Consider the following 19,285-nt stretch of genomic DNA (forward strand, 5'->3'; position numbering starts at 1 on the left):
AAACGCGCATCTCAATCAGCAGTCAGGGTGCCCCGGAGAACCGGACGGCCACTCCTTCGGAGCCACTTGAGACAAGAAGCCATCAGCCACATCCGGCCCTCCCGGGCCGCTTAACAACTTACGGAGAACCCATGCCACGCCCACCGATCCTGCTCGCCGCACGCGGCGAGCTTCCGGCGCTTCTGCGCGACGGGGATGCCGCGACGATCGATGCGCTGCGACGGTTCGCCGACCGCATCGGCGCCCTGATCATCGGCGCGGAGGGACGACCGCTGCACCTCGATCCGGTCGCCACGGCGACCGTTCTCGCCGTGCAGGTGCCTCAGCTCGCGGTGCTCGTCACCAGCGACGGCGAACGGGATGCGCCGTACAACGCCGCCCGCCGGTTCCTGTCCCTCGACCACCTCACCGGCGCACGCAGCGGGGTCGTCTTCCGAGGGCCCGCCGGCGGCACCGCACGCACCGCCGAACGGATCGACGTCATCCGGGCGCTGTGGAACTCGTGGCCGGTGGCGACGCTGCTCGCCGACAGGGACCAGGGCGTGTACGCGACGACCGACGGCATCCGCCGTGTCGCGCACGAGGGGGCGCACTACCGGGTCGCCGGAGCCCTGAACTCGCCGACGAGCCGTCAGGGCGAACCGGTGTCGCTGTGGCACGTCACGGATGCCGTCGAGCTCGACGCGGCGCACGGACTCGTCGATGTCGTGATCATCGACGACGCGGAGCTCGTGGAGCGTTGGCGGCGCAGCCCCGAGGAGGGCCGCCCTGCGCTCGCCGCGTCTCCGGGAACGCCCGGCGCCGCGCTCGCCCACGTCGAGATCACCGACCTCGCAACGCTGCAGGCCCTGCTCTCCGTGGTCGATGCTCCCGAAGTCGTTGGTGGCTCGCTGCGCGATCGACTCGGACTGCCGTGGCGCACCTACGACCTGTCAGACAGACCACTCGCCTTCGGAGCCGCATCATGACCGACCGTACCGACCTGCTCACCCTCAATGTGAATCTGCAGGGATTCGGCCAGCGTCCGGCCGCCTGGCAGTTCGGTGACCACGACGCCGACGCTCTCATCAGCCCCGCGCATTGGATCGCGTCGGCGAAGGCCGCCGAACGCGGCCTGCTCGACGCCGTCTTCTTCGCCGATCAGCCGGCATTGCACAATCCGAACCCCCGCCCCGGCAGCCAGATCGAACCGATCACCCTGGCCGCGTTGATCACGGCGGCCACCGAGCACATCGGCGTGATCGCGTCGGCGTCGTCCACGTACAACGACCCGGTGGAGCTGGCGGAGCGTCTGCTCGGCACGGACGTCGCCAGCCGCGGGCGGCTCGGCTGGAACATCGTCACCACGTACAACCCGAACGTCGCCGGCAACTTCGGCCTCGACGCCAACCCCGATCGGGCCACCAGGTATCGTCAGGCCGCCGAGTTCGTCGATGCGGTGAAAGCGGTGTGGTCTGCGGCAGCGGATGACGGCCGCTACCGCTTCGAGGGCGAGCACTTCCGCTTCGAGGGGTGACGGCGCTCACGCCCTCCCGGCAGGGGACCCCGGTGCTGTTCCAGGCGGGCGGCAGCGACCAGGGGCGCGATCTCGCCGCGCGTCACGCGGAGGGAGTGTTCACGGTCGAGCTCACTCTGCGCCGCGCCATCGAGAACTATGCCGATCTTCAGCGTCGCGCCGCAGCGTACGACCGCGCACCGGGACTTCCGAAGGTCACGCCTGGGCTGTCGCTCGTGATCGGCAGCACCGTGGAGGAAGCCCGTCGACGCTTCGACGAGTTCGAGTCGCGCGCACCCGACGGATACGCGCTCGGCTCGCTGAGCAACGTCATCGCTCACGACGCGAGGACCCTCGACATCGACCAGCCGATCCCGGCCGAGATCCTCGACAAGCCGTGGAATCCCGACGACCATCCGACGTCGGCGGGCTATCGGCTCACCTTTCTCGACTGGATCCAGGAGCGCCGCGACCAGAGCGTCCGCGAGATCCTGCGCGACTTCGGAGGATTCGGCGCGCGCATCATCGTCGGCACGCCGGAGCAGATCGCCGACGACATCGAGCTCTGGTTCCGCTCGCGGGCCGCCGACGGCTTCAACCTGATGATCGACCATTTCCCCGACGGCCTGATCACCTTCGCCGACGAGGTGGTGCCGCTGCTGCAGCGCAAGGGCATCCACAAGCGCGAGTACACGCACTCGACCCTCCGCGAGGCGATCGGCGCGGCGCCCGTCGGCGTCGGCTGATCCGCGCCGCAGCGGGCCGCCCGACTACTCTCCGGCGCCGATGGCTGCGGAGTCGGCGAGACGGCCCTCGGCGTCGAACGGCGCGAACGGGCTCACGTAGAAGCGTCCGTTGACCAGATGCTCGCCGATCAGGCGGGGCTTGACGGCGACCGGATTGCGCGAGGCGATCGTGCGCGCATTGCGCCAGTGCCGGTCCAGACCCCGCGCGGTTTCGGCGAGACTCGCCCCCGCCGCGTCGAACAGCCGGCTGGTGGCCTCCAGCGCCGTCTCGATCACCGTCACCTGGCTGGCGATCGTGTAGACGCTGAGCCGTTCGTACGAGGCCCGGTCGCCATCGGCCAGGAACCGGGTGTTCGCCGAGTGCAGCACGTCAGCCGACGTGCGCAGCAGGGCTTGAGCGGTGACGTAGGAGGCGTACAGCGAGCCGACGACATCCAGCGCATGGTCGCCGAAGGACTGCCTCCGCGGTGGGCGGATCACGTTCACGGTGATCGCCTCATCGAGGACCTCGCGGACGATGCCGGTGAGGGTGGCCAGGTGGTACAGCTGCACATAGCTCTGATGCTGTGCCACGCCGCGGTCGATCGGCACGAGACCGAGCGGATGCACGACGGCGTCGGAGAACACCGTGCTGCCGCTCGCCGATGTGCGCTGACCGAATCCCCGCCAGTCGGGCTCGCGCCGCACCCGTTCCTGCGCTGTCGGCACGATCGCCCACACCGGCCGCCCCGACTCGTCCTCGCCCGAGGCGCGGATGTAGTCCGCGTACAGGGATCCGCTCGAGTAGTACTTGCTCCCCGTGATGAGCCAGTCGCCGGCATCCGACTGTCGAACGGTCGTCGGTTCGGCGCCGGGGGGCGCCGTCTGGGCATTGCCGAAGATGCGCCCGGCGACGATCTCGCTCAGCCAGTGCTCGCGCACGTGGGGGTCGATCCCCGGCTGGTGGCGCAGGATCTCGATGAAGCTGAAGTGCCCTCGCAGCGCATTGGCGACACCCGGGTCCGCTGCGCCGAGATCGGTGAGGAGCGCGAACGCGTCCATCAGGGGAACATCGATGCCGCCGGCGGACTCGGGCACGCGAAGGCGGGTGAACCCGCTGTCCACGAGCGCACGCACGCCCTCGTGCTGCACGGACCCCGTGCGGTCGGCGCCGACCGCATCGCGACGCAGGATCTCGAACGCGGCGGCGAAACGCGAACGCAGTCGTGCCAGTTCGCCGGAACCGCGTTCCTCGACCAGTTCATCCAGTGCGGCTCGTCGGGACGGCGCCGCGGTCTGCGCGGTCGTCACCGGATCGGCGGGTGCGGAGAGCAGGTCGGTCATCAGGGTTCCCTTCGATGCGACACGGGCGGGGACGCCGCGTCGGTGGATTCGCAGGAACACTATCCGCGCTTGTCCGTGCGCGCCGTCGAGCGGTTGTCCGAGGTTTCACGAGGACATCTCCGGTAAAGAATCGCAACCGCAGGAAACTGTGCCCTGATCTGACATTTTCTTTCATGGTTCGACATGATCCGCACACGGCTCCCGCGCGCGCCCAGCCCCGTACCGGCTGCGGATCGCGCGGTGGTCGACACCGCAATCCGAACCGTTGTTACCGCGGATTTCGTGGTGTGTCATAGGCCGCCCCGATCCGGATCCGCCCGACTAGGTTGACCCTATGTCCAGTGAGCAGCCGAAGGTCTACGTCATCCACGAGAACGCCGAATGGTGGCCGCCCTTCCAGTCCGCCTTCGAGGCCGCGGGGGTTCCTGCCGAGCAGTGGCTGCTCACCGGCGGCTCCATCGACCTCGACGCGGAGCCGCCGCAGGGTGTGTTCTGGTCGCGGCTGTCCGCGTCGGCGCATACGCGCGACCATGCGGGATCGAAGGAATACGGGCGCGCGGTGCTGCGCTGGCTGGAGTCGTGGGGGCGTGAGGTCGTCAACGGCAGCGCCGTGCTCGAGTTCGAGGTGAGCAAGGTCGCCCAGCATGCGGCGCTGCGTGCCGCAGGAGTCGACGTGCCCAAGACGGTTGCGGTCTTCGGCACCGCCGAGCTCCCTGTGCGGGCGCGGGAGTTCTCCGCCCCGTTCATCAGCAAGCACAACCAGGGCGGCAAGGGACTGGGGGTGCGCCGCTGGGACTCCCACGAGGAGTTCGCGGAGTGGGTCGTCGGATCGGACTTCGAGCCGTCCCCCGACGGGATCACCCTGATTCAGGAGCATCTCTGGGCGCGCGAGCCGTTCATCACCCGCGCGGAGTACGTCGATCAGGAGCTCGTCTACGCCGTGCGGGTGGACACGAGTGCGGGCAGCTTCGAGCTGTGCCCGGCGGAGGCATGCGCCGTCGACGGCGAGGACGGCACTCCGGCGCCGCCGCTGTTCCAGCTGCGAGCGGAGATCACGGCGGAGCATCCGCTCGTCGAACAGCACAGGGCGTTCCTGCGCAGCGCCGGCATCCGGATCGCCGGCATCGAGTTCGCGGAGACCTTCGACGGCCGCCTCGTCACCTACGACGTGAACACGAACACGAACTACAACCCCGATGTCGAGGCGGTCGCACCGCGTTCGGGTCCCGGCGAGATCGCACGTATGCTCGGGCGGCTGCTCGCAGCGCAGGAGCTGGTCTCGGCGTAGCCCAGGTTCCGTATGCACACCTACCTCTCACACGAGCAGGAAGGTGGGTCGGAGATGGGCCACGATCGGCAATATCAGACCGATCAGGAGCAGGCTACGGTACCGCTCGTCGCGCACGCCGGGCGGGAACGGCTAGACAGCGGGCCGACCGAACGCGACCCGCACCGCGACGGCCACCACCGCGACGGGCCAGGGCTCGGCCGGTGAGCGTTCAGCGCAGGCCGCTCGCACTGGTCAAACCCGGTATCGGGCAGGAAGCGATAGCAGCATCGAGGGTTGAGTGGTCGACAACATAGGCGTAAGCGTCCGGGTCGATCAGCTCGAACAGCTCCTGCACCTCGGTGAGCCGATCCTCCAAGCCGGTGCGCGTGGAGAACACCGGCTCATTGTGCGCGAGCCGGTTGCGGAACTTCACCACGCGCGCAACCAGATCATGCACCCGCGCCCGCGCCGTACCTTTGGGAAATGCCCGATGCAGCATCGGGTTCCAGATCGTCGGCGTCCGCTCCGCGACCGTGAGATTCGACCAGAACCCGAACGTCAACGCCGCCACGACCTCCGCGTGCGTCGGTGCCGAACTCAGCCCCCGCTTCGCGTCCGCGATCCGGCCCAGGCTCGCCTGGTTCCGGCGATGCTGGCGGGCGCGGGCACGCTGCACGCCCTGCTCCAACCGGAACAACGGCGACTGCGCGTTGATCGCCCAATCGGGGAAGCGCCGCGACAACTCACGGTCGTAGGCGTTGCGGACAGCGATTTCGAGGTGCCCGACGTCCACGATCCCGGCAGCGGCGACACGCGAGTTCCACAGGTAGGTCTCCATCGCCAGGACATGGTCTCCGCCCGCCACCGCGAGGTAGCGCCGGTAGCGTGGCGCACTCAACCACCGCTCCGCCGGTACGGCATCGAGCGAGCGCGGTGGTTCGGACACGCCTGCTATCCTAGGTACATCGCCCCGCGGGAACCGTCCTCTGTCTAGCCTCGGCTAGTTAGGCACCGCGGGGCTTTGTTCTGCCTGCACGAACTGAACCGCAGTGGACTGAAACCGCGTGGACGCGCGCGATCACGGGTGAGTGCGTTTACCGAACCTCGGCGTAGGCGCGTCCCGCGCCCCGACCGATCCTGCGGTGGCCGCAGAGGCTGCGGCAATACGATTGAGCGGTGACAGAGCCCCGCACGACCGCCGAGCGCCTTGTTCGCCGCTTCGCGCGCGAGACGAACCTCATGATCGCGGGTCGCGGCTTCGACGTGGTCGGATCGGATGCGGTGGCCGTAGAACTCCGGGAGCTGATCACTGCGCTCGGTGGGCATCTCCGCTCCGGTGTCGACCGCATCGATCAACCCGCGCAGCGCCGCACCGCGGCGGAGCGGGTGGCCGCCGCCGGGGCCCACATGCCCGTGTCGACGCTCATCGCGGCACGCCTGCGCGAAGAAGGCACCGTGCGCGGCATCCGCATCGGCATCGCGATGGTGCTCGAACCGAAGACCGCCCAGCTCGCTCTGCTGCTGCGCGATGCCGGCGCCGACGTCGCCGTCTACGCGCACCCCGACGAGATCGATGTCGAGGTCGCCGGAGTGCTGCGCGAACGGGGCATCCCCGTCGACGGCGATCCCGGGCTGGGCGGGGCCGCAGAGCGCGCCGCCGCCGTGGCCTTCCTCCGTCGCGGCTTCGACCTGCTGCTCGACGACGGTTCGCACCTCATCCGGCTCGCCCACGAAGAAGGGCTCGCTGAAAGCCTGCGGGGCGCTGCGGAGGAGACCACGAGCGGGCTCGCGCCGCTGCGGCTCATGCACCAGCGCGGGCTCCTGCGCATCCCCGTGATCGCCGTCAACGACGCCGCCATGAAGACCTCGTTCGACAACCGCTACGGCACAGGGCAATCGTGCGTCTTCGCGATCGCCGACGTGCTCGATGCGGCGGGCATCGGCCTCAGGGACCAACCAGCCGTCGTCATCGGCTACGGGCCCGTCGGCGAGGGCGTCGCCGCGCACCTGCGCGCGTTCGGTGCCGAGATCGCCATCGCCGAGACCGACCCGGTCCGGGCCCTCAAGGCCGTGCACGACGGGCTCCGCTCCGCCCCGCTCGCCGAGATCGCACCAGGCTCACTCGTCATCTCGGCGACCGGAGCTGCGCACACCATCACCGCAGACGCACTGCAAACAGCGAAGATCGTCGCGGTCGCCGGCGGCGTCCCCGGCGAGGTCGACGACTCGGTCCTCACTCCCACAGGCGCCCCGCACCTCGACCGCTCGGAGCACGGGGCGCTCGTCATCGCCCGTGGCAACGGCGTCAATCTCGCCGCAGGCGAGGGGAACCCGATCGAGATCATGGACCTCTCCTTCGCCGTGCAGCTCGGCGCCGTCGAGCAGCTGCTCAGCGCAGGGCTCGCCGCCGGCCTGCATCCGCTCGCCGCCGAGGCCGATGACGCCATCGCACGGGCCGCCCTCGCGGCCCGTGGTGCACGCATCGACACCCGCAGCCGCGAGCAGCAGGACGCGCAGGACGAATGGCGCTCCCGCCGCTACCTCGGAGCATCCTCATGACCACCGTCTACTCCGCCGGCCTCGTCGTCCCCGTCACCGCCCCGCCCATCGTCGACGGCGCCGTCGCCGTGCGAGACGGACGCATCATGCACGTCGGGGAGCGCAGCTGGGTGCTGCGCTCCCTCGCCGAACGCGGCGTCGCGCACGACGAAGTGCACTGGCCAGGCATCCTCACACCCGGCCTCGTGAACGCCCACACCCACCTGCAGTACACGGGCATGGCCGAGGTCGGCCGCGGTCAGTACGCCGGCTTCGACGACTGGGTGCGGGCATTCGACCCGGTCTACGAGGCGGGCAGGGACTGGAGAGCGGATGCTGCAGCAGGCGCCGATCTGGCGGTGAGAAGCGGCACCACAGCCCTCGCCGACGTCGTCACCGATGTCGACGCCGCCTCGGCGCTGCACGATGCGCGGCTGCACGGCATCACCTACTGGGAGGTGATGAGCTGGACCAACGCCGACTGGGCTCGCACCGGACGCACGCAGGTCGAGCGGGCGCTGGACGCCCTGCCGACCCCACCGGGCACCGGGCTCTCCCCGCACGCCCCCTACTCGCTCGACATCGAGCCGCTGCTGGAGATCCCCGACATCGTGCGCGAGCGCGGCGGGCGCATTCACATCCACCTTGGCGAAGCCGCCTTCGAAAGCGAGTTCGCGCACGAGCATCCGCAGGCCTGGCACACCGCGGGGCTTGGGAGCTTCCAGGAGCTGCGCAGCGCCGGGTTCGGCACCAGCGCCACCGAGTTCGTCGACCAGCTCGGCGTTCTGGGCCCCGACTGCCACATCGCGCACGGCGTCTACATGACCGCTCGCGACCGGGCGATCCTGCGCGAACGCCGCACCACCGTCGCCCTCTGCCCCCGCTCGAACGCCGTGATCGGACTGGAGGAGCCGCCCATCGCCGCGTACCTGCGCGAGGGCAGCCCGATCGCCGTCGGTACAGACTCGCTGTCGTCGAGCCCCTCGCTCGACGTGCTCGCCGACGTCGCCGAGCTCGCCCGCATCGCCCGCTCGCAGGGCTACACCGACCGCGATCTGCACGCCAGGCTCCTCGGGGCCGCGACCGTCGGCGGCGCTCACGCCATGGGCATCGACGTCGGCCCCGATCGCACCGGATACCTCGCCGTCGGCGCCCTCGCCGATCTCACGTTCTTCGACGTGCCGGCCGGGCCCGATGCGCTCGCCGAGCTCGTCGAAGCGGGGGCAGGGCGGGCGGTGGCCACGATCGTCTCCGGCGAGGTGCGCTGGGCGCGCGAGGATTTCCCGGGTGGTGAGCGCCCTTCGTCTCGTCGCTCCGCTCCTCGCTCAGGAACCGGGGGGCGCCCGCCGACCGCCGAGCGGCTCGACCTCGCTCCTCACCCGGAGGGCGGTTGGTTCCGCCGCACCTGGACGAGCCCGATCGCCGTCGAGACGCCGGGCGGGCCGAGACCAGCCGGCACCTGCATCCATTACCTGCTCCAGCCGGGCGAGCGCAGCCAGTGGCACGTCGTCACGAGCGACGAGCTCTGGCTCTGGCACGGCCCTGGACGGCTCGAGCTGAGCCTCGGGGGCGACGGCGCCGAACCGGGAGAGGCGAGTACGATCGTGCTCAACGGAACGGATGCCGCGCAGGCGCTGGTCCCCGCGGGGGTCTGGCAGGCGGCCCGCCCGCTCGACGACAGCGAGGTGCTCGTGTCGTGCTTCGTGTCCCCAGGTTTCGACTTCGCCGATTGGCGGCTCGCCTCCTCGCCTACTCTTGATCAGAACCCGATCGACCCTTCGTGAGCCGGCAACCGAACACTTCTCAGGAGCAGCCCGTGTCCCGTACCCTTCGCCGCGTCGCGGCCGCCGCCGCCGCGGCCGTCGCCGCCCTCTCGCTCGCCGCCTGCGCGGGCACTCCCGCCGCCTCCACGTCCGCCGCAGCCGACGGGGAGCTGCAGACCGTCACCGCGGGCAAGCTCACCATCGCCACCGGCGAGCCCGATTACGAGCCCTGGTTCGTCGACGACGACCCGTCCAACGGCAAGGGCTTCGAAGGCGCCGTCGCGAACGCGGTCGCCGCAGAGCTCGGCTTCGACGCCGACGACATCGTCTGGGTGCGCACCGGCTTCGACGCCGCCATCGCGCCAGGACCCAAGGACTGGGACGTGAACATCCAGCAGTTCTCGGTGACCGATGAGCGCAAGAAGGCCGTCGACTTCTCGTCGCCGTACTACACGACCACGCAGGCCGTGGTGGCCCTGAACGACTCGGATGCGGCATCGGCCACCACTCTCGCCGAGCTCAAGGACGCCAAGGTCGGCGTCGCCGCAGGCACCACGAGCTACACGGTCGCCGAGGAGCAGCTGGGAGATGCGAACCTGAGCGTGTTCAACACGGTCGATGACGTCGTGCTCGCCCTGCAGTCCGGCCAGATCGACGCGCTCGTCACAGACCTCCCCGGTGCGTTCTACCTCACCGCGGCCGTGGTCGACGACTCCACCGTCACCGGTCAGTTCGAGGGCTCCGACGGCGGCGACGAGTTCGCCTTCGTGCTGCCGAAGGACTCCGCTCTCACCTCGGCGGTCTCCGACGCCGTCGATGCCCTTCGGGCGGACGGCACCCTCGACGCGCTGGTGCAGGAGTGGCTCAGCGACGCCGTTGACGTACCCGTCCTGCAATGACGAACCTCACCGCAGAGACGGCGTGGCAGCCGAGCGAGCTCGAGCTGTCGCGCCGCGCTCTGCGGCGCCGGGCGACCACCCGGTCCGTGCTGATCGCGTTCCTCAGCAGCGTCGTGCTGGTCGTGGTCGTCGGGATCGTCGTCGTGAACACCCCCGGCTGGGAGGTCGTGCGGCAGACCTACTTCAACCCGGAGATCGCGCTGCAGAGCGTCGGCCCGGTGTTCCAGGGCCTGCTCACGAACCTGCTCGTGCTGGTCGTCGCCGCCGTCGGCGTCGCGGTCCTCGGCACGCTGCTGGCCACCCTGCGGTCGCTGCGCGGCCCGGTGTTCTTCCCGCTGCGCGCGCTCGCCGCGGCGTACACCGACTTCTTCCGCGGCATCCCGTTGCTGATCGTGCTGTACCTGATCGGCTACGGCATCCCGGCCCTGATGATCTTCCCCCGCATGCCCCCGGCGTTCTGGGGAACCATCGCGATCGTCGTCACCTACTCGGCCTACGTCGCCGAGGTGCTGCGCGCCGGTATGGAGGCCGTGCACCCCTCGCAGCGGGTGGCCGCCCGCTCGCTCGGTCTCAGCCATGCGCAGACGCTGCGGATCGTCGTGATCCCGCAGGGTGTGCGCAAGGTCGTGCCCGCGCTCATGAACGACTTCGTCTCGATGCAGAAGGACGTCGGCCTCATCTCGGTGCTCGGCGTGATCGACGCCGTGCGCGCGGCCCAGCTGCAAGTCGCTGACACCTACAACTACACGCCCTACGTCGTGGCCGGACTGTTCTTCATCGCCCTCAGTTGGCCGATGATCAGGTTCACCGACGCTGTCACGGCGCGGCTGAACAGGCGCGAGCAGGCCGGAGGAGTCGTATGAGCACCCCTGTTATCGAGGCCCGCGGGGTGCGCAAGCGCTTCGGCGACCACGACGTGTTGCGCGGCCTCGACCTCGCGGTGGCCGAGCACGAGGTCGTCGTGCTGATCGGCGCATCCGGGTCGGGCAAGTCGACGCTGCTGAAGACCATGAACCTCATCGAGCGGGTCGACGACGGACAGATCTTCCTCCGCGACGAGGACATCACCGACCCCAGGGCGGATGCCGACGGCATCCGCGCCCGCATCGGCGTCGTCTTCCAGCACTTCAACCTCTTCCCGCACCTCACCGTGCTCGACAACGTCACCCTCGCGGCGCGCAAGGTGCACGGGTGGCGGGTGCCCGAGGCGCGGGCGCGCGGGCTCGCGCTGCTCGAGACCCTCGGCCTCGCGGCGAAGGCGGGAGAGTACCCCGACCGGCTCTCGGGCGGTCAGCAGCAGCGCGTCGCGATCGTGCGGGCCGTGCTCACCGAACCGGAGGTGCTGCTGCTCGACGAGATCACCAGTGCGCTCGATCCGCAGCTCGTCGGCGAGGTTCTCGACCTCGTGCGCGAGCTGAAGCGCCGAGGCACCACGATCGTCATGGCCACCCACGAGATGTCCTTCGCGCGCGAGGTCGCCGACCGCGTCGTGTTCCTCAAAGAGGGCGTGCTCGTCGAGCAGGGGCCGCCGGAGCAGATCTTCGACGCCCCGCAGCATCCGGCGACCGTCGAGTTCCTCGCGCGCGTGCGGTCATAGGGTGGTGGCAGCGCCCACCCCGCAGGCTGAGGAGATCGCATGACGCTGCTGGCCGGATTCTCGATCGCGCCGACCTGGATGCGTGCTCAGGCATGGCGCCGCGCCGATTCGCGGGTCGAGGAGCTGCTCTCGGGCGGGCCCATCATCGACGCCGTGCTGCGCGCCGAGGCCGCCGGGTTCGACATCGCCTTCCGCCCCGACGCGCTCACCCTGCCGCTCGAGACGATCGGCCGCGACCCCGCCCACCTCGGCCTCGACCCGATCGTGCAGGCGGCGCAGCTGGCGGGCGCCACCCGGCGCATCGGTATCGTCGTCACGATCTCGGCGACGTTCACCGAGCCGTATCCGCTCGCCCGGCAGCTCGTGTCGCTCGAGCACCTGGCGCCGGGGCGCATCGGCTGGAACGTGGTGACATCGCGGTCGGGCGACGAGCACTTCTCGATCGAGCGGCTGCCCGATTCGGATGCTCGCTGGCGGCGAGCCGGAGAGCTCATCGACGTGGTCGAGTCGTTGCGGTCAGGGTTCCCGATGGCGGCGATGCGCTTCGATCGCGACGCCGGGGTGCTCGTCGATCAGGAGCGCATCCGTCCGAGTGCGCACAGCGGCGAGAACTTCCGGGTCGCGGGCCCGCTCCCGCTGCCTGTGCCGACGCCGAGGCCGCTGCCGTTGATGGTGGCGGGCGGAGGAGAGGCGACGATCGCGCTCGCCGGGCGCCGTGCCGACGCGATGTTCGCGTCGGCGATCGAGGCCGAATCGGGCGTCGCCCAGCGCGCGGCGATCAGGGAGGTGGCGAGGGCCGCAGGGCGGACGGATGCTCCGCTGCTGCTGCCCGGCATCTCGCTGCTGCTGGCCGATACCCCCGCCGAGGCGGAGGCGATCGAGCGCGACACCTATCCGCTCGCGCTGGGGCGCCGCGGGACCGGACCGCACTGGTCGGTGGTGGGCACGGCGGATGACGCCGTGGCGGCCATCGTCGAGCGCGCTCGGGCGCGCGCACTCGACGGGTTCATCGCGTTTCCGGTGGGGTCGTGGCGCTCCGTCGAACTGCTGTGCGACGAGGTCATGCCTCGTCTGCGCGCGCTCGGCCTCGTCGGCGAGGCCGAAGGCCCGTTCGCCGCCTGAGGGCGCCCCCGGCTGTGTCCGCGGCAGGCTGGTCGGCTCGTCGCCGCGGGCGGGAGGCTACGCTGACGGTCATGGCCCACAGCATCCGCATCGTCTACTGCACGCAGTGCTCCTGGATGCTCCGCGCGGCATGGGTCGCGCAGGAGCTGCTCAGCACCTTCCAGGAGGAGCTGCGCGACGGCGGGGCGACCCTCGTGCCTGGCACGGGCGGAATCTTCGAGGTGCATGCCGACGGCGAGCGGATCTGGTCGCGAGCGGAAGACGGTGGCTTCCCCGACATCGTCGAGCTCAAGCGGCGGGTGCGCGACGTCATCGCCCCCGATCGGGCGCTGGGGCACGCCGATCGTGCGGCGGCGCGGGCAGCGGACGCCTGATCGGGGCGATCAGGAGCGCACGCCCCGCACGATCAGCTGCACCGCGAACCAGATCTCGAAGGCGAACACGGGCACGGCGCAGAGCCCGGCGATGGTGCCGTTCAGCGGGATCGCGCCGAGCAGCTGCGCCGTGTTGCTCGCGAGCACGATCGTCCCGCCGGCGATGCCGAGCACGGCGAGCGGGCGCGGCACGGCGCGCGAGCCGAGCAGCAGCCATCCGAGCACGATCGTGTTGACGCTGATCACGAGCCCCTGACCGAGGAGGAACGCCGCCGTGTGCAGGCGCTCCAGGTCTGCCGAGCCGTCCATCGCCATGGCGAGCATCGGCAGCGCGCCCGCGAGGATCGTCGCCGCTTCGAGGGTGCGCAGCAGCGCGAATGCCGCGGCGTGCGCCGGCCCCCGCTCGCGCAGCAGGATCCAGAGCAGGATGCCGGTGCCCAGGCATCCGATCGCCAGGCCGAACTCCAGGAGCACGCCGAGGCGGGGGAGCCCGTTCCCGTAGGCGATGACGGCGGTGACCGAGGTGACGTGGGTGGTCAGGTACAGGATGCCGGCGGCGCGAGCGTACGTGCGAGGGGTGCTGTTCATGGGTGCCTCTCTGGGTATACGGCGTATACCTCTTACCTTCGAGATTAGGTCTACGCTGTATACATGTCAACCTCCCGCACCCCGCTCGACCGTCTGCGGGTGATCGATGCGGCGATCGCGCTGGCCGATGACGACGGCCTCGACGCGACGACCATGCGCCGGCTCGCGGACCGGCTCGAGGTCACGCCGATGGCGCTCTACAAGCACGTCGGCTCGCGGGAGGATCTCATCGATGGCATGGTCGACCGGCTCGTGGGCGCACTCCCTCCGGCATCCGCCTCCAGCGAGCACTGGCAGACCGCGCTGACGGCGCGGATCATCGCCGCCCGTGCCGCGCTGGGCGTGCACCCCTGGGCGCAGGACGCGATCGAGACGCGCACGCTCGCGAGTCCCGTCGTGCTCGGCTACATGGACTCCCTCATGGAGATCATGTTCGCCGGGGGCCTCTCGGCCGACCTCGTCCACCACGGCATGCATGCGCTGAGCACGCGCATGTGGGGGTTCACCCGCGACGTCATGCCCACCCCTGCGGTGCCGGACGATCCGGCCGCGCGCGACGCGGCGCTCGCCGCGTTCCAGTCGGCGTTCCCGGCGATCGTGCGGATGGCGACCACGGCGTCGCACGCCGGCTCGTCCTGCGACGACGACGCCGAGTTCCGTTTCGCGCTCGACCTGCTGCTCGACGGTCTCGAGCGCCGGCGGGCCGCGGGGTGGATGCCGGGGTGATCGCCGTCGTCATGTCAATGCGGCAAAGACTCCTCTGCGCGGAGGCTTTGCCGCATCCGCTTCCTGTGATTCGAGGAATGGCATGACCGGATGCCGGGGGGAACGCCTGCGGGCGATGCTGGTCGCCGTGGCGCTCGTCGTTCCGTTGTCGCTGGTTGGATGCGCGACGACGGCCGTCGGCGCGTCCGCCGGGGCGTCGCCCGGTGCCGGGGTGCCGAGTGCGGGGGCGGCGGGTGCGGGGGTGCCGGCGCCGAGCACGAGTCCGACGGCGGCGTGCCCGCTCATCGAGGGCGTCGAGCCGCCGCCCGACTGCGTGCCCTACGACCCCGATCACGCGATGGCGCAGAACGACGTCTACCGTCAGCGGATGGACCTGTCCGACGGCGAACGGGAGGCCGCTGAGCGCGCGATCGCCGAGGTCTCGCCCGCGCTCGACGCGCTGCGCGCGGGTAACGGCGTGACCGCGGATGCCGTCGAGGCCGCACTGGAGGACGCGGGTCTCGCCGATGCGCAGGCACGCGGCGACGAGCGGGTGGTGGCCTTCGCCGCGTACGGCCCCGAGGGCGGGTGCGTGTTCGGCGAGGTCTCAGCGGAAGCGCTGCGCATCGAGGCGGGCGGCTACATCATGGACGGCGGATGCCTGCCGGCGCAGTGACCGCCGCCGTGCCGGCGTCCCGGCATCCGTTCCCGGCATCTGTTCCTGGCATCTGTTCCCGATCTCCGTTCCCGGCATCCCGACGGCTGGCCCGGGTCTGCTCTGGGAGCCGAGGTCTGCGCTGGGGGTGGAGGCTGCCTCGGAGGCGGCGTCCTGCGTCCGTGGCGGATCGGCAGGCGCATCGGTGCTCACCGTGCGACGCGTGGGGTGCTCACCGTGTGACGCGTGCGGTGCGCCCGGCGAATGTGACGAGGTCGCCGTCGTGCAACTGGCGTCCGCGGCGGCGCTCCTCTTCGCCGTTGACGCTCACGAAGCCGTCGATGATGGCCTCCTTCGCGTCGCCGCCGGTGTCGATGAGTCCCGAGAACTTGAGGAACTGACCGAGGCGGATCATGTCGCCGCCGATGGAGACGTCGTCGATCGTGCTCATCCTTGAATGGTATCCGGGTGCAGCGGAGCGCCGTCAGCTCCGCGGATTCTGCGGCCGCGGGTCGGGCATGAGCGTGTCGACCTGAGGCTTCTCGTGCGCTTGCGCGCGGATCCAGACCACGAAGCCGACCGCTGTGAACACGCCGTAGAAGAGGTACATGAAGCCAGTCGCGTAGAACCCCGAGCTGAACAGCAGTGGCACGCCGACGATGTCGACCGCGATCCAGACGAGCCAGAACTCCGTCCAGCCCTTGGCCATGCCGTAGGTGGCCAGCAGCGATCCGACGAAGGTCCAGGCATCCGCCCACACGGGCTCCCAGGAGCCGAGCGCCCGGAAAAGGGGCGTCAGCGCGATCGTGCCGATCACGAGGACGAGCACGATGCCGATCCTCGCACCCCAGGGCGCCCAGCGCGGCGTGACCTGTCCGCCGTCGTCGCGGGCTCGGCGCCAGCGCACCCAGCCGTAGATCGCGACGGTGATGAACATCACCTGGCGTCCCGCCTGGCCGAGCAGGTTCGGCAGCTCGTGATCGGGGTTGAGGATGGTGCCGAGGAAGACGGTCAGCAGCAGCAGATTGCCGACGATGCCGACCGGCCACGCCCACACCCTTCGGCGCATGCCGCCCAGCGCGCTCGCGAGGCCGAAGACGTTGCCGACGACCTCGCGGATGAGCAGCGTCTGTCCGCCCGGGAGCATCCAATGGGAGTTGAAGAGGTCGACGAGCCAGGTGAAGACGCTCATGCGGAGGGGGCGCCGGGCGCGGGGCCCGGAGCCGGGCTGTCGTCGAGGACGAGCTGGAGGAGGGAGAGGTCGAGCCAGCGCCCGAACTTCTCGCCCACCTGGGGGAGGCGTCCGGTCTCGGTGAAGCCGAGCCGCTCGTGCAGCGCGATCGAACCGGTGTTCCCGCTCTCGATCGCTGCGACGATGACGTGCAGGCCGGCTTCGCGGGCCCGAGAGATGAGCGCGGTCATGAGCGCTGTTCCGATGCCGCGTCCGTGCTCGCCGTCGCGCACGTACACGGAGTTCTCGACGGTGCGTCGAAAGCCGCTGAATGCACGCCACGGACCGTACGACGCGTAGCCGAGGAGGTCGTCTGACCCGTCGACGGCCACGATCACGGGGAAGCCCTCGGCGCGCCGCTGCGTGAGCCAACCGGCGCGCTCGTGGACGTCGACGAGCGCCTCGTTCCAGATGGCGGTGGTGTGCTCCACCGCATGGTTGTAGATCGCCGTGATGGACGCGAGATCGGCCGTCTCGGCGTCGCGGATCGTCACGGGTTCCCTGGATGGCGCAGGTTCTGCGGTGTGCACGGCGTCTCCTCTGCGCTTCGGGTGCGCGAGCCCGACGTTAGCAGGGGAGCGGATGCCGGTGCATCTCCACGCTCGACGGCGCGAGGAACAGCGGTGCCGGAAGGGCTGTCGGCAGGATCGGTGCCGGCCCGGTCGTTGCAGGGTCGGTGCCCGCCAGGCCGTCAGAAGGATCGGTGCCGATCCGAGCGTCGGCAGCACCGATGCAGTCCCGGTGATCCGAAGCATCGAGGAGCCCGTAGCCGATGCTGTCGTCTCCTCTCAGCGGATGTCTTCTCTCAGTGGCTGTCTCCTTTCAGTGGGTGTCTCCTTTCAGGCGCTGCCTCCCTTCATTTCAGGGGCTGTCTTCTTTCAGATAGGGCCCGTCTCCTTCCACACGGGGGTTGTCTCTATCAGGGGGCGTCCTTTCACAGAGCGGACGCGCAATGCATCGCCGGTATCGACGTCGACACGGTCGTGCAGGTCGCGACCAGCGACCTGGCGGTGCGGCTTCGCACGCCGGCCGTGCGGGACTTGTCGGTGACGGCGACGATCGGCGGCGACGATCCGCTGGGAGGAGAAGATCCGCTGGGAGGAGAAGATCCGCTGGGAGGAGAAGATCCGCTGGGAGGAGGGGGAGATCGTGCTCCCTGACGCCGGGGGCAGCCGAGCACAGCGCACGTCATCGCTGATCCTGCGACGAGCAGGTGGTGGGCGGATGATCTCCGTGCCCACCGTCCGACCGACGGCGGGCGAGGCGGAAGCTGTGTCGTGAGCGTTCGCTCACGGACGCGTAGAGGTGCCGGAGAAGCCCTGGACGCACACCGCAGCCATCGCCGAGCGCTGCGCCGGCTCGTCGGCGCGGGCGCCTCGGATTGACGACGGAGAGCTCGGAAGGCGAGCCGAATGTAATCGAAGAAAAGTTCGAGATAGGTCTTCACGGGTACGAATATATGTTCTAAGCTGAAGCCATGGCAACCCCACTTCTCGATTCCTTCCACGCGGCAGTCGCTCGCGTCGATGAGGCGTGGGCGTGCGCTGAATCCGCGGCGGCGCTGACGCGCGCGCAACTCGTGCAGGCCAGTGAAGCGATGGCAGTGCTGCAGCGCCTTCTCGGCGGTCTTCGCGCCGAACTGGCGGCCGCCATTGCCCATGAATCGAGAGTGGAGCTCGGCTCGGGTGGCCTTGCGAAAGAGCAGGGTTTCCGCACCGCGTCGGCGATGATCGCGGCGGCAAGTGGCAGTTCGACAGGCGATGCGGCACGTCTGATCAATGTCGGCGAAGCCACGGCGCCGCGTACGAATCTGCTCGGTGAACCGCTTCCGCCGAAGTATCCGGAGATTCAGCGGGCACTTGCCGAGGGCGTCCTGGGCATGGAGGCTGCGGCGGCCATCGTCGGGCTTCTCGATCGCGTCGGGTTCAAAGCCGGCACCGAACGAGTGAGCGAGGCCGAGCGGCTTCTCGTCGAGCGGGCGCCGGGGCTCTCGCTCGATGAGGTGCGCAAGCTCATCGCGCGAGCCGAAGCCTGGCTCGATCCTGACGGCGTCGCGCCGCGTGAAGACGAGGTGCGCGGTCAGAGATCGTTGACGATGTTCGAGCGCAACGGCGCTCTGCACGTGAACTTCCGCACGGACGCCGCGTCGGGGGCAGCGGTGAAGGCGGCGATTCAGGCGCACGTCTCGGCGACGTTCCGCGCGCGACGCGACGCTCTCGATCCGCAGGCTCTCGATGCGGACCACCGGTCGGTGGCGATGGTCCAGGCCGACGCCCTCGTCGACATCTGCAGTCACGTCGCCGGGTGCGATAACGGGGGCTTGCCGATGCCGGGTGCGACGGTCGTCGTCCGCGTCAACCACGATGAGCTCGTCTCGGGCGCAGGATCGGCGAGGATCGACGGCACGGATCAGCCGATCAGCATCAATGCCTGCCGCAGGTTGGCGGCCGGTGGGGGAGTGATCGCGGCCGTGCTCGCATCAGACGGCGAGATCCTCGACTGGGGACGGGAGAAGCGGCTCTTCACGCGGGCACAGCGGCTCGCGCTCGTCGAGCGCGACGGCGGCTGCGTGATGTGCGCGCTTCCTCCGCAGATGACGAAGGCCCATCATCTGCGATGGTGGGCGAGGGATGCCGGACCCACCGACCTGTCGAACGGGGTTCTGCTGTGTGAGAGCTGTCATCATCGCATCCACGAGAACGGGTGGGATATCGAGGTCGACGGCACGGGGGTGTCCGCGCGAGTGTGGATCATTCCTCCACCTCACGTCGATCCGTTGCGCACCCCGCGCCTCGGTGGAAGAGCGCGCTATGACATCGCGGCCTGAGTGGTCCTGTCTTGCGTTCGTCCTGCCCTGCGTGTCAGGGTTGGGTGAGTCCACCGGTTCGTAGCAAGTCCGCCCGCAGGGCGAGTTGAAGGATTACCTGTTTCGATGAGTTTGAGTTCCTCGGTCGCGCTGGTCGCGATGGATGATGGAGT

General features: G+C 69.8%; 18 protein-coding genes and 1 pseudogene. 13 read left to right on the top strand and 6 right to left on the bottom strand.

The genetic code is table 11. The features are described from left to right. Window positions 1-131 precede the first annotated feature (131 nt). Both QM568_RS02565 and QM568_RS02570 read left to right on the top strand, forming a co-directional pair. Complete coding sequence (locus QM568_RS02565; RefSeq protein ID WP_415135508.1) at window positions 132-968, top strand: hypothetical protein; 837 nt, start codon at window positions 132-134, stop codon at window positions 966-968. Next, window positions 965-2,241, top strand: a pseudogene (locus tag QM568_RS02570) (LLM class flavin-dependent oxidoreductase). The gene QM568_RS02565 and the pseudogene QM568_RS02570 overlap by 4 nt, the downstream one beginning before the upstream one ends. Before the next feature lie 24 nt (window positions 2,242-2,265). On the opposite strand, the gene QM568_RS02575 reads toward QM568_RS02570, so the two are convergent. After that, on the bottom strand, window positions 2,266-3,564 hold the full coding sequence (locus tag QM568_RS02575; protein WP_415135510.1) for an acyl-CoA dehydrogenase family protein: 1,299 nt from the start codon (window positions 3,562-3,564) through the stop codon (window positions 2,266-2,268). 334 nt (window positions 3,565-3,898) lie between these two features. On the opposite strand from QM568_RS02575, the gene QM568_RS02580 reads away from it, so the two are divergent. Next, window positions 3,899-4,852 carry an ATP-grasp domain-containing protein gene (locus tag QM568_RS02580; RefSeq protein ID WP_415135512.1) on the top strand — a complete coding sequence of 318 codons (954 nt, stop codon included), beginning with the start codon at window positions 3,899-3,901 and terminating at the stop codon, window positions 4,850-4,852. 211 nt (window positions 4,853-5,063) lie between these two features. Here QM568_RS02580 and QM568_RS02585 read toward each other — a convergent pair whose 3' ends face one another. After that, window positions 5,064-5,780, bottom strand: coding sequence for a hypothetical protein (locus QM568_RS02585; protein WP_415135514.1), 717 nt, complete (start codon window positions 5,778-5,780; stop codon window positions 5,064-5,066). 230 nt (window positions 5,781-6,010) lie between these two features. On the opposite strand from QM568_RS02585, the gene QM568_RS02590 reads away from it, so the two are divergent. The 7 genes from QM568_RS02590 (at window position 6,011) to QM568_RS02620 (ending at window position 13,127) form a co-directional block, all read left to right on the top strand. After that, complete coding sequence (locus QM568_RS02590) at window positions 6,011-7,393, top strand: adenosylhomocysteinase (protein WP_415135516.1); 1,383 nt, start codon at window positions 6,011-6,013, stop codon at window positions 7,391-7,393. Further along, window positions 7,390-9,156 carry a cupin domain-containing protein gene (locus QM568_RS02595; protein ID WP_415135518.1) on the top strand — a complete coding sequence of 589 codons (1,767 nt, stop codon included), beginning with the start codon at window positions 7,390-7,392 and terminating at the stop codon, window positions 9,154-9,156. Before QM568_RS02590 ends, QM568_RS02595 begins: the two co-directional genes overlap by 4 nt. A gap of 32 nt (window positions 9,157-9,188) precedes the next feature. Continuing rightward, window positions 9,189-10,034 (top strand): ABC transporter substrate-binding protein, encoded by an 846-nt coding sequence (locus tag QM568_RS02600; RefSeq protein ID WP_415135520.1) that lies wholly within the window; start codon window positions 9,189-9,191, stop codon window positions 10,032-10,034. Continuing rightward, window positions 10,031-10,897, top strand: a complete 867-nt coding sequence (locus tag QM568_RS02605) for an amino acid ABC transporter permease (RefSeq protein ID WP_415135522.1) — start codon at window positions 10,031-10,033, stop codon at window positions 10,895-10,897. Before QM568_RS02600 ends, QM568_RS02605 begins: the two co-directional genes overlap by 4 nt. Then, window positions 10,894-11,631 (top strand): amino acid ABC transporter ATP-binding protein, encoded by a 738-nt coding sequence (locus tag QM568_RS02610; RefSeq protein ID WP_415135524.1) that lies wholly within the window; start codon window positions 10,894-10,896, stop codon window positions 11,629-11,631. The genes QM568_RS02605 and QM568_RS02610 overlap by 4 nt, the downstream gene beginning before the upstream one ends. Before the next feature lie 39 nt (window positions 11,632-11,670). Next, complete coding sequence (locus QM568_RS02615) at window positions 11,671-12,753, top strand: LLM class flavin-dependent oxidoreductase (protein ID WP_415135526.1); 1,083 nt, start codon at window positions 11,671-11,673, stop codon at window positions 12,751-12,753. A gap of 62 nt (window positions 12,754-12,815) precedes the next feature. Continuing rightward, a complete protein-coding gene (locus QM568_RS02620) occupies window positions 12,816-13,127 on the top strand; it encodes a SelT/SelW/SelH family protein (RefSeq protein WP_415135542.1) in 312 nt (103 codons plus the stop codon). A 9-nt stretch (window positions 13,128-13,136) separates the two neighbouring features. Here QM568_RS02620 and QM568_RS02625 read toward each other — a convergent pair whose 3' ends face one another. Further along, complete coding sequence (locus tag QM568_RS02625; protein WP_415135528.1) at window positions 13,137-13,715, bottom strand: DUF4386 domain-containing protein; 579 nt, start codon at window positions 13,713-13,715, stop codon at window positions 13,137-13,139. A gap of 63 nt (window positions 13,716-13,778) precedes the next feature. On the opposite strand from QM568_RS02625, the gene QM568_RS02630 reads away from it, so the two are divergent. Together QM568_RS02630 and QM568_RS02635 are read left to right on the top strand one after the other, a co-directional pair. Then, window positions 13,779-14,441 carry a TetR/AcrR family transcriptional regulator gene (locus QM568_RS02630; RefSeq protein ID WP_415135530.1) on the top strand — a complete coding sequence of 221 codons (663 nt, stop codon included), beginning with the start codon at window positions 13,779-13,781 and terminating at the stop codon, window positions 14,439-14,441. An 82-nt stretch (window positions 14,442-14,523) separates the two neighbouring features. Further along, the gene (locus tag QM568_RS02635) at window positions 14,524-15,096 is read left to right on the top strand and encodes a hypothetical protein (RefSeq protein ID WP_415135532.1); all 573 of its coding nucleotides are present in this window, start codon (window positions 14,524-14,526) and stop codon (window positions 15,094-15,096) included. 211 nt (window positions 15,097-15,307) lie between these two features. On the opposite strand, the gene QM568_RS02640 is transcribed toward QM568_RS02635, so the two are convergent. Genes QM568_RS02640 through QM568_RS02650 form a run of 3 tightly spaced genes read right to left on the bottom strand, consistent with a single transcriptional unit; the run spans window position 15,308 to window position 16,800 of the window. Continuing rightward, window positions 15,308-15,526, bottom strand: a complete 219-nt coding sequence (locus QM568_RS02640) for an RNA-binding S4 domain-containing protein (protein ID WP_415135534.1) — start codon at window positions 15,524-15,526, stop codon at window positions 15,308-15,310. A gap of 33 nt (window positions 15,527-15,559) precedes the next feature. Beyond that, entirely contained in the window at window positions 15,560-16,267 is a 708-nt protein-coding gene (gene pnuC, locus QM568_RS02645) for a nicotinamide riboside transporter PnuC (RefSeq protein ID WP_415135536.1), read from the bottom strand. After that, the gene (locus tag QM568_RS02650) at window positions 16,264-16,800 is read right to left on the bottom strand and encodes a GNAT family N-acetyltransferase (RefSeq protein ID WP_415135538.1); all 537 of its coding nucleotides are present in this window, start codon (window positions 16,798-16,800) and stop codon (window positions 16,264-16,266) included. Before QM568_RS02650 ends, pnuC begins: the two co-directional genes overlap by 4 nt. A gap of 983 nt (window positions 16,801-17,783) precedes the next feature. Between QM568_RS02650 and QM568_RS02655 the strand changes: the two genes are divergently transcribed. Next, entirely contained in the window at window positions 17,784-19,133 is a 1,350-nt protein-coding gene (locus tag QM568_RS02655) for a DUF222 domain-containing protein (RefSeq protein WP_415135540.1), read from the top strand. Window positions 19,134-19,285 lie beyond the last annotated feature (152 nt).

The sequence above is a fragment of the Microbacterium sp. genome, assembly GCF_047607465.1.
GTDB lineage: Bacteria > Actinomycetota > Actinomycetes > Actinomycetales > Microbacteriaceae > Microbacterium.

What these genes read in the sequence shown, in the direction of transcription:
- QM568_RS02565 (WP_415135508.1), top strand. Translation starts at nt 132, where the DNA reads ATGCCACGCCCACCGATCCTGCTCGCCGCACGCGGCGAGCTTCCGGCG.
- QM568_RS02575 (WP_415135510.1), bottom strand. Translation starts at nt 3,564, where the DNA reads ATGACCGACCTGCTCTCCGCACCCGCCGATCCGGTGACGACCGCGCAG.
- QM568_RS02580 (WP_415135512.1), top strand. Translation starts at nt 3,899, where the DNA reads ATGTCCAGTGAGCAGCCGAAGGTCTACGTCATCCACGAGAACGCCGAA.
- QM568_RS02595 (WP_415135518.1), top strand. Translation starts at nt 7,390, where the DNA reads ATGACCACCGTCTACTCCGCCGGCCTCGTCGTCCCCGTCACCGCCCCG.
- QM568_RS02605 (WP_415135522.1), top strand. Translation starts at nt 10,031, where the DNA reads ATGACGAACCTCACCGCAGAGACGGCGTGGCAGCCGAGCGAGCTCGAG.
- QM568_RS02610 (WP_415135524.1), top strand. Translation starts at nt 10,894, where the DNA reads ATGAGCACCCCTGTTATCGAGGCCCGCGGGGTGCGCAAGCGCTTCGGC.
- QM568_RS02615 (WP_415135526.1), top strand. Translation starts at nt 11,671, where the DNA reads ATGACGCTGCTGGCCGGATTCTCGATCGCGCCGACCTGGATGCGTGCT.
- QM568_RS02625 (WP_415135528.1), bottom strand. Translation starts at nt 13,715, where the DNA reads ATGAACAGCACCCCTCGCACGTACGCTCGCGCCGCCGGCATCCTGTAC.
- QM568_RS02630 (WP_415135530.1), top strand. Translation starts at nt 13,779, where the DNA reads ATGTCAACCTCCCGCACCCCGCTCGACCGTCTGCGGGTGATCGATGCG.
- QM568_RS02635 (WP_415135532.1), top strand. Translation starts at nt 14,524, where the DNA reads ATGACCGGATGCCGGGGGGAACGCCTGCGGGCGATGCTGGTCGCCGTG.
- QM568_RS02640 (WP_415135534.1), bottom strand. Translation starts at nt 15,526, where the DNA reads ATGAGCACGATCGACGACGTCTCCATCGGCGGCGACATGATCCGCCTC.
- pnuC (WP_415135536.1), bottom strand. Translation starts at nt 16,267, where the DNA reads ATGAGCGTCTTCACCTGGCTCGTCGACCTCTTCAACTCCCATTGGATG.
- QM568_RS02655 (WP_415135540.1), top strand. Translation starts at nt 17,784, where the DNA reads ATGGCAACCCCACTTCTCGATTCCTTCCACGCGGCAGTCGCTCGCGTC.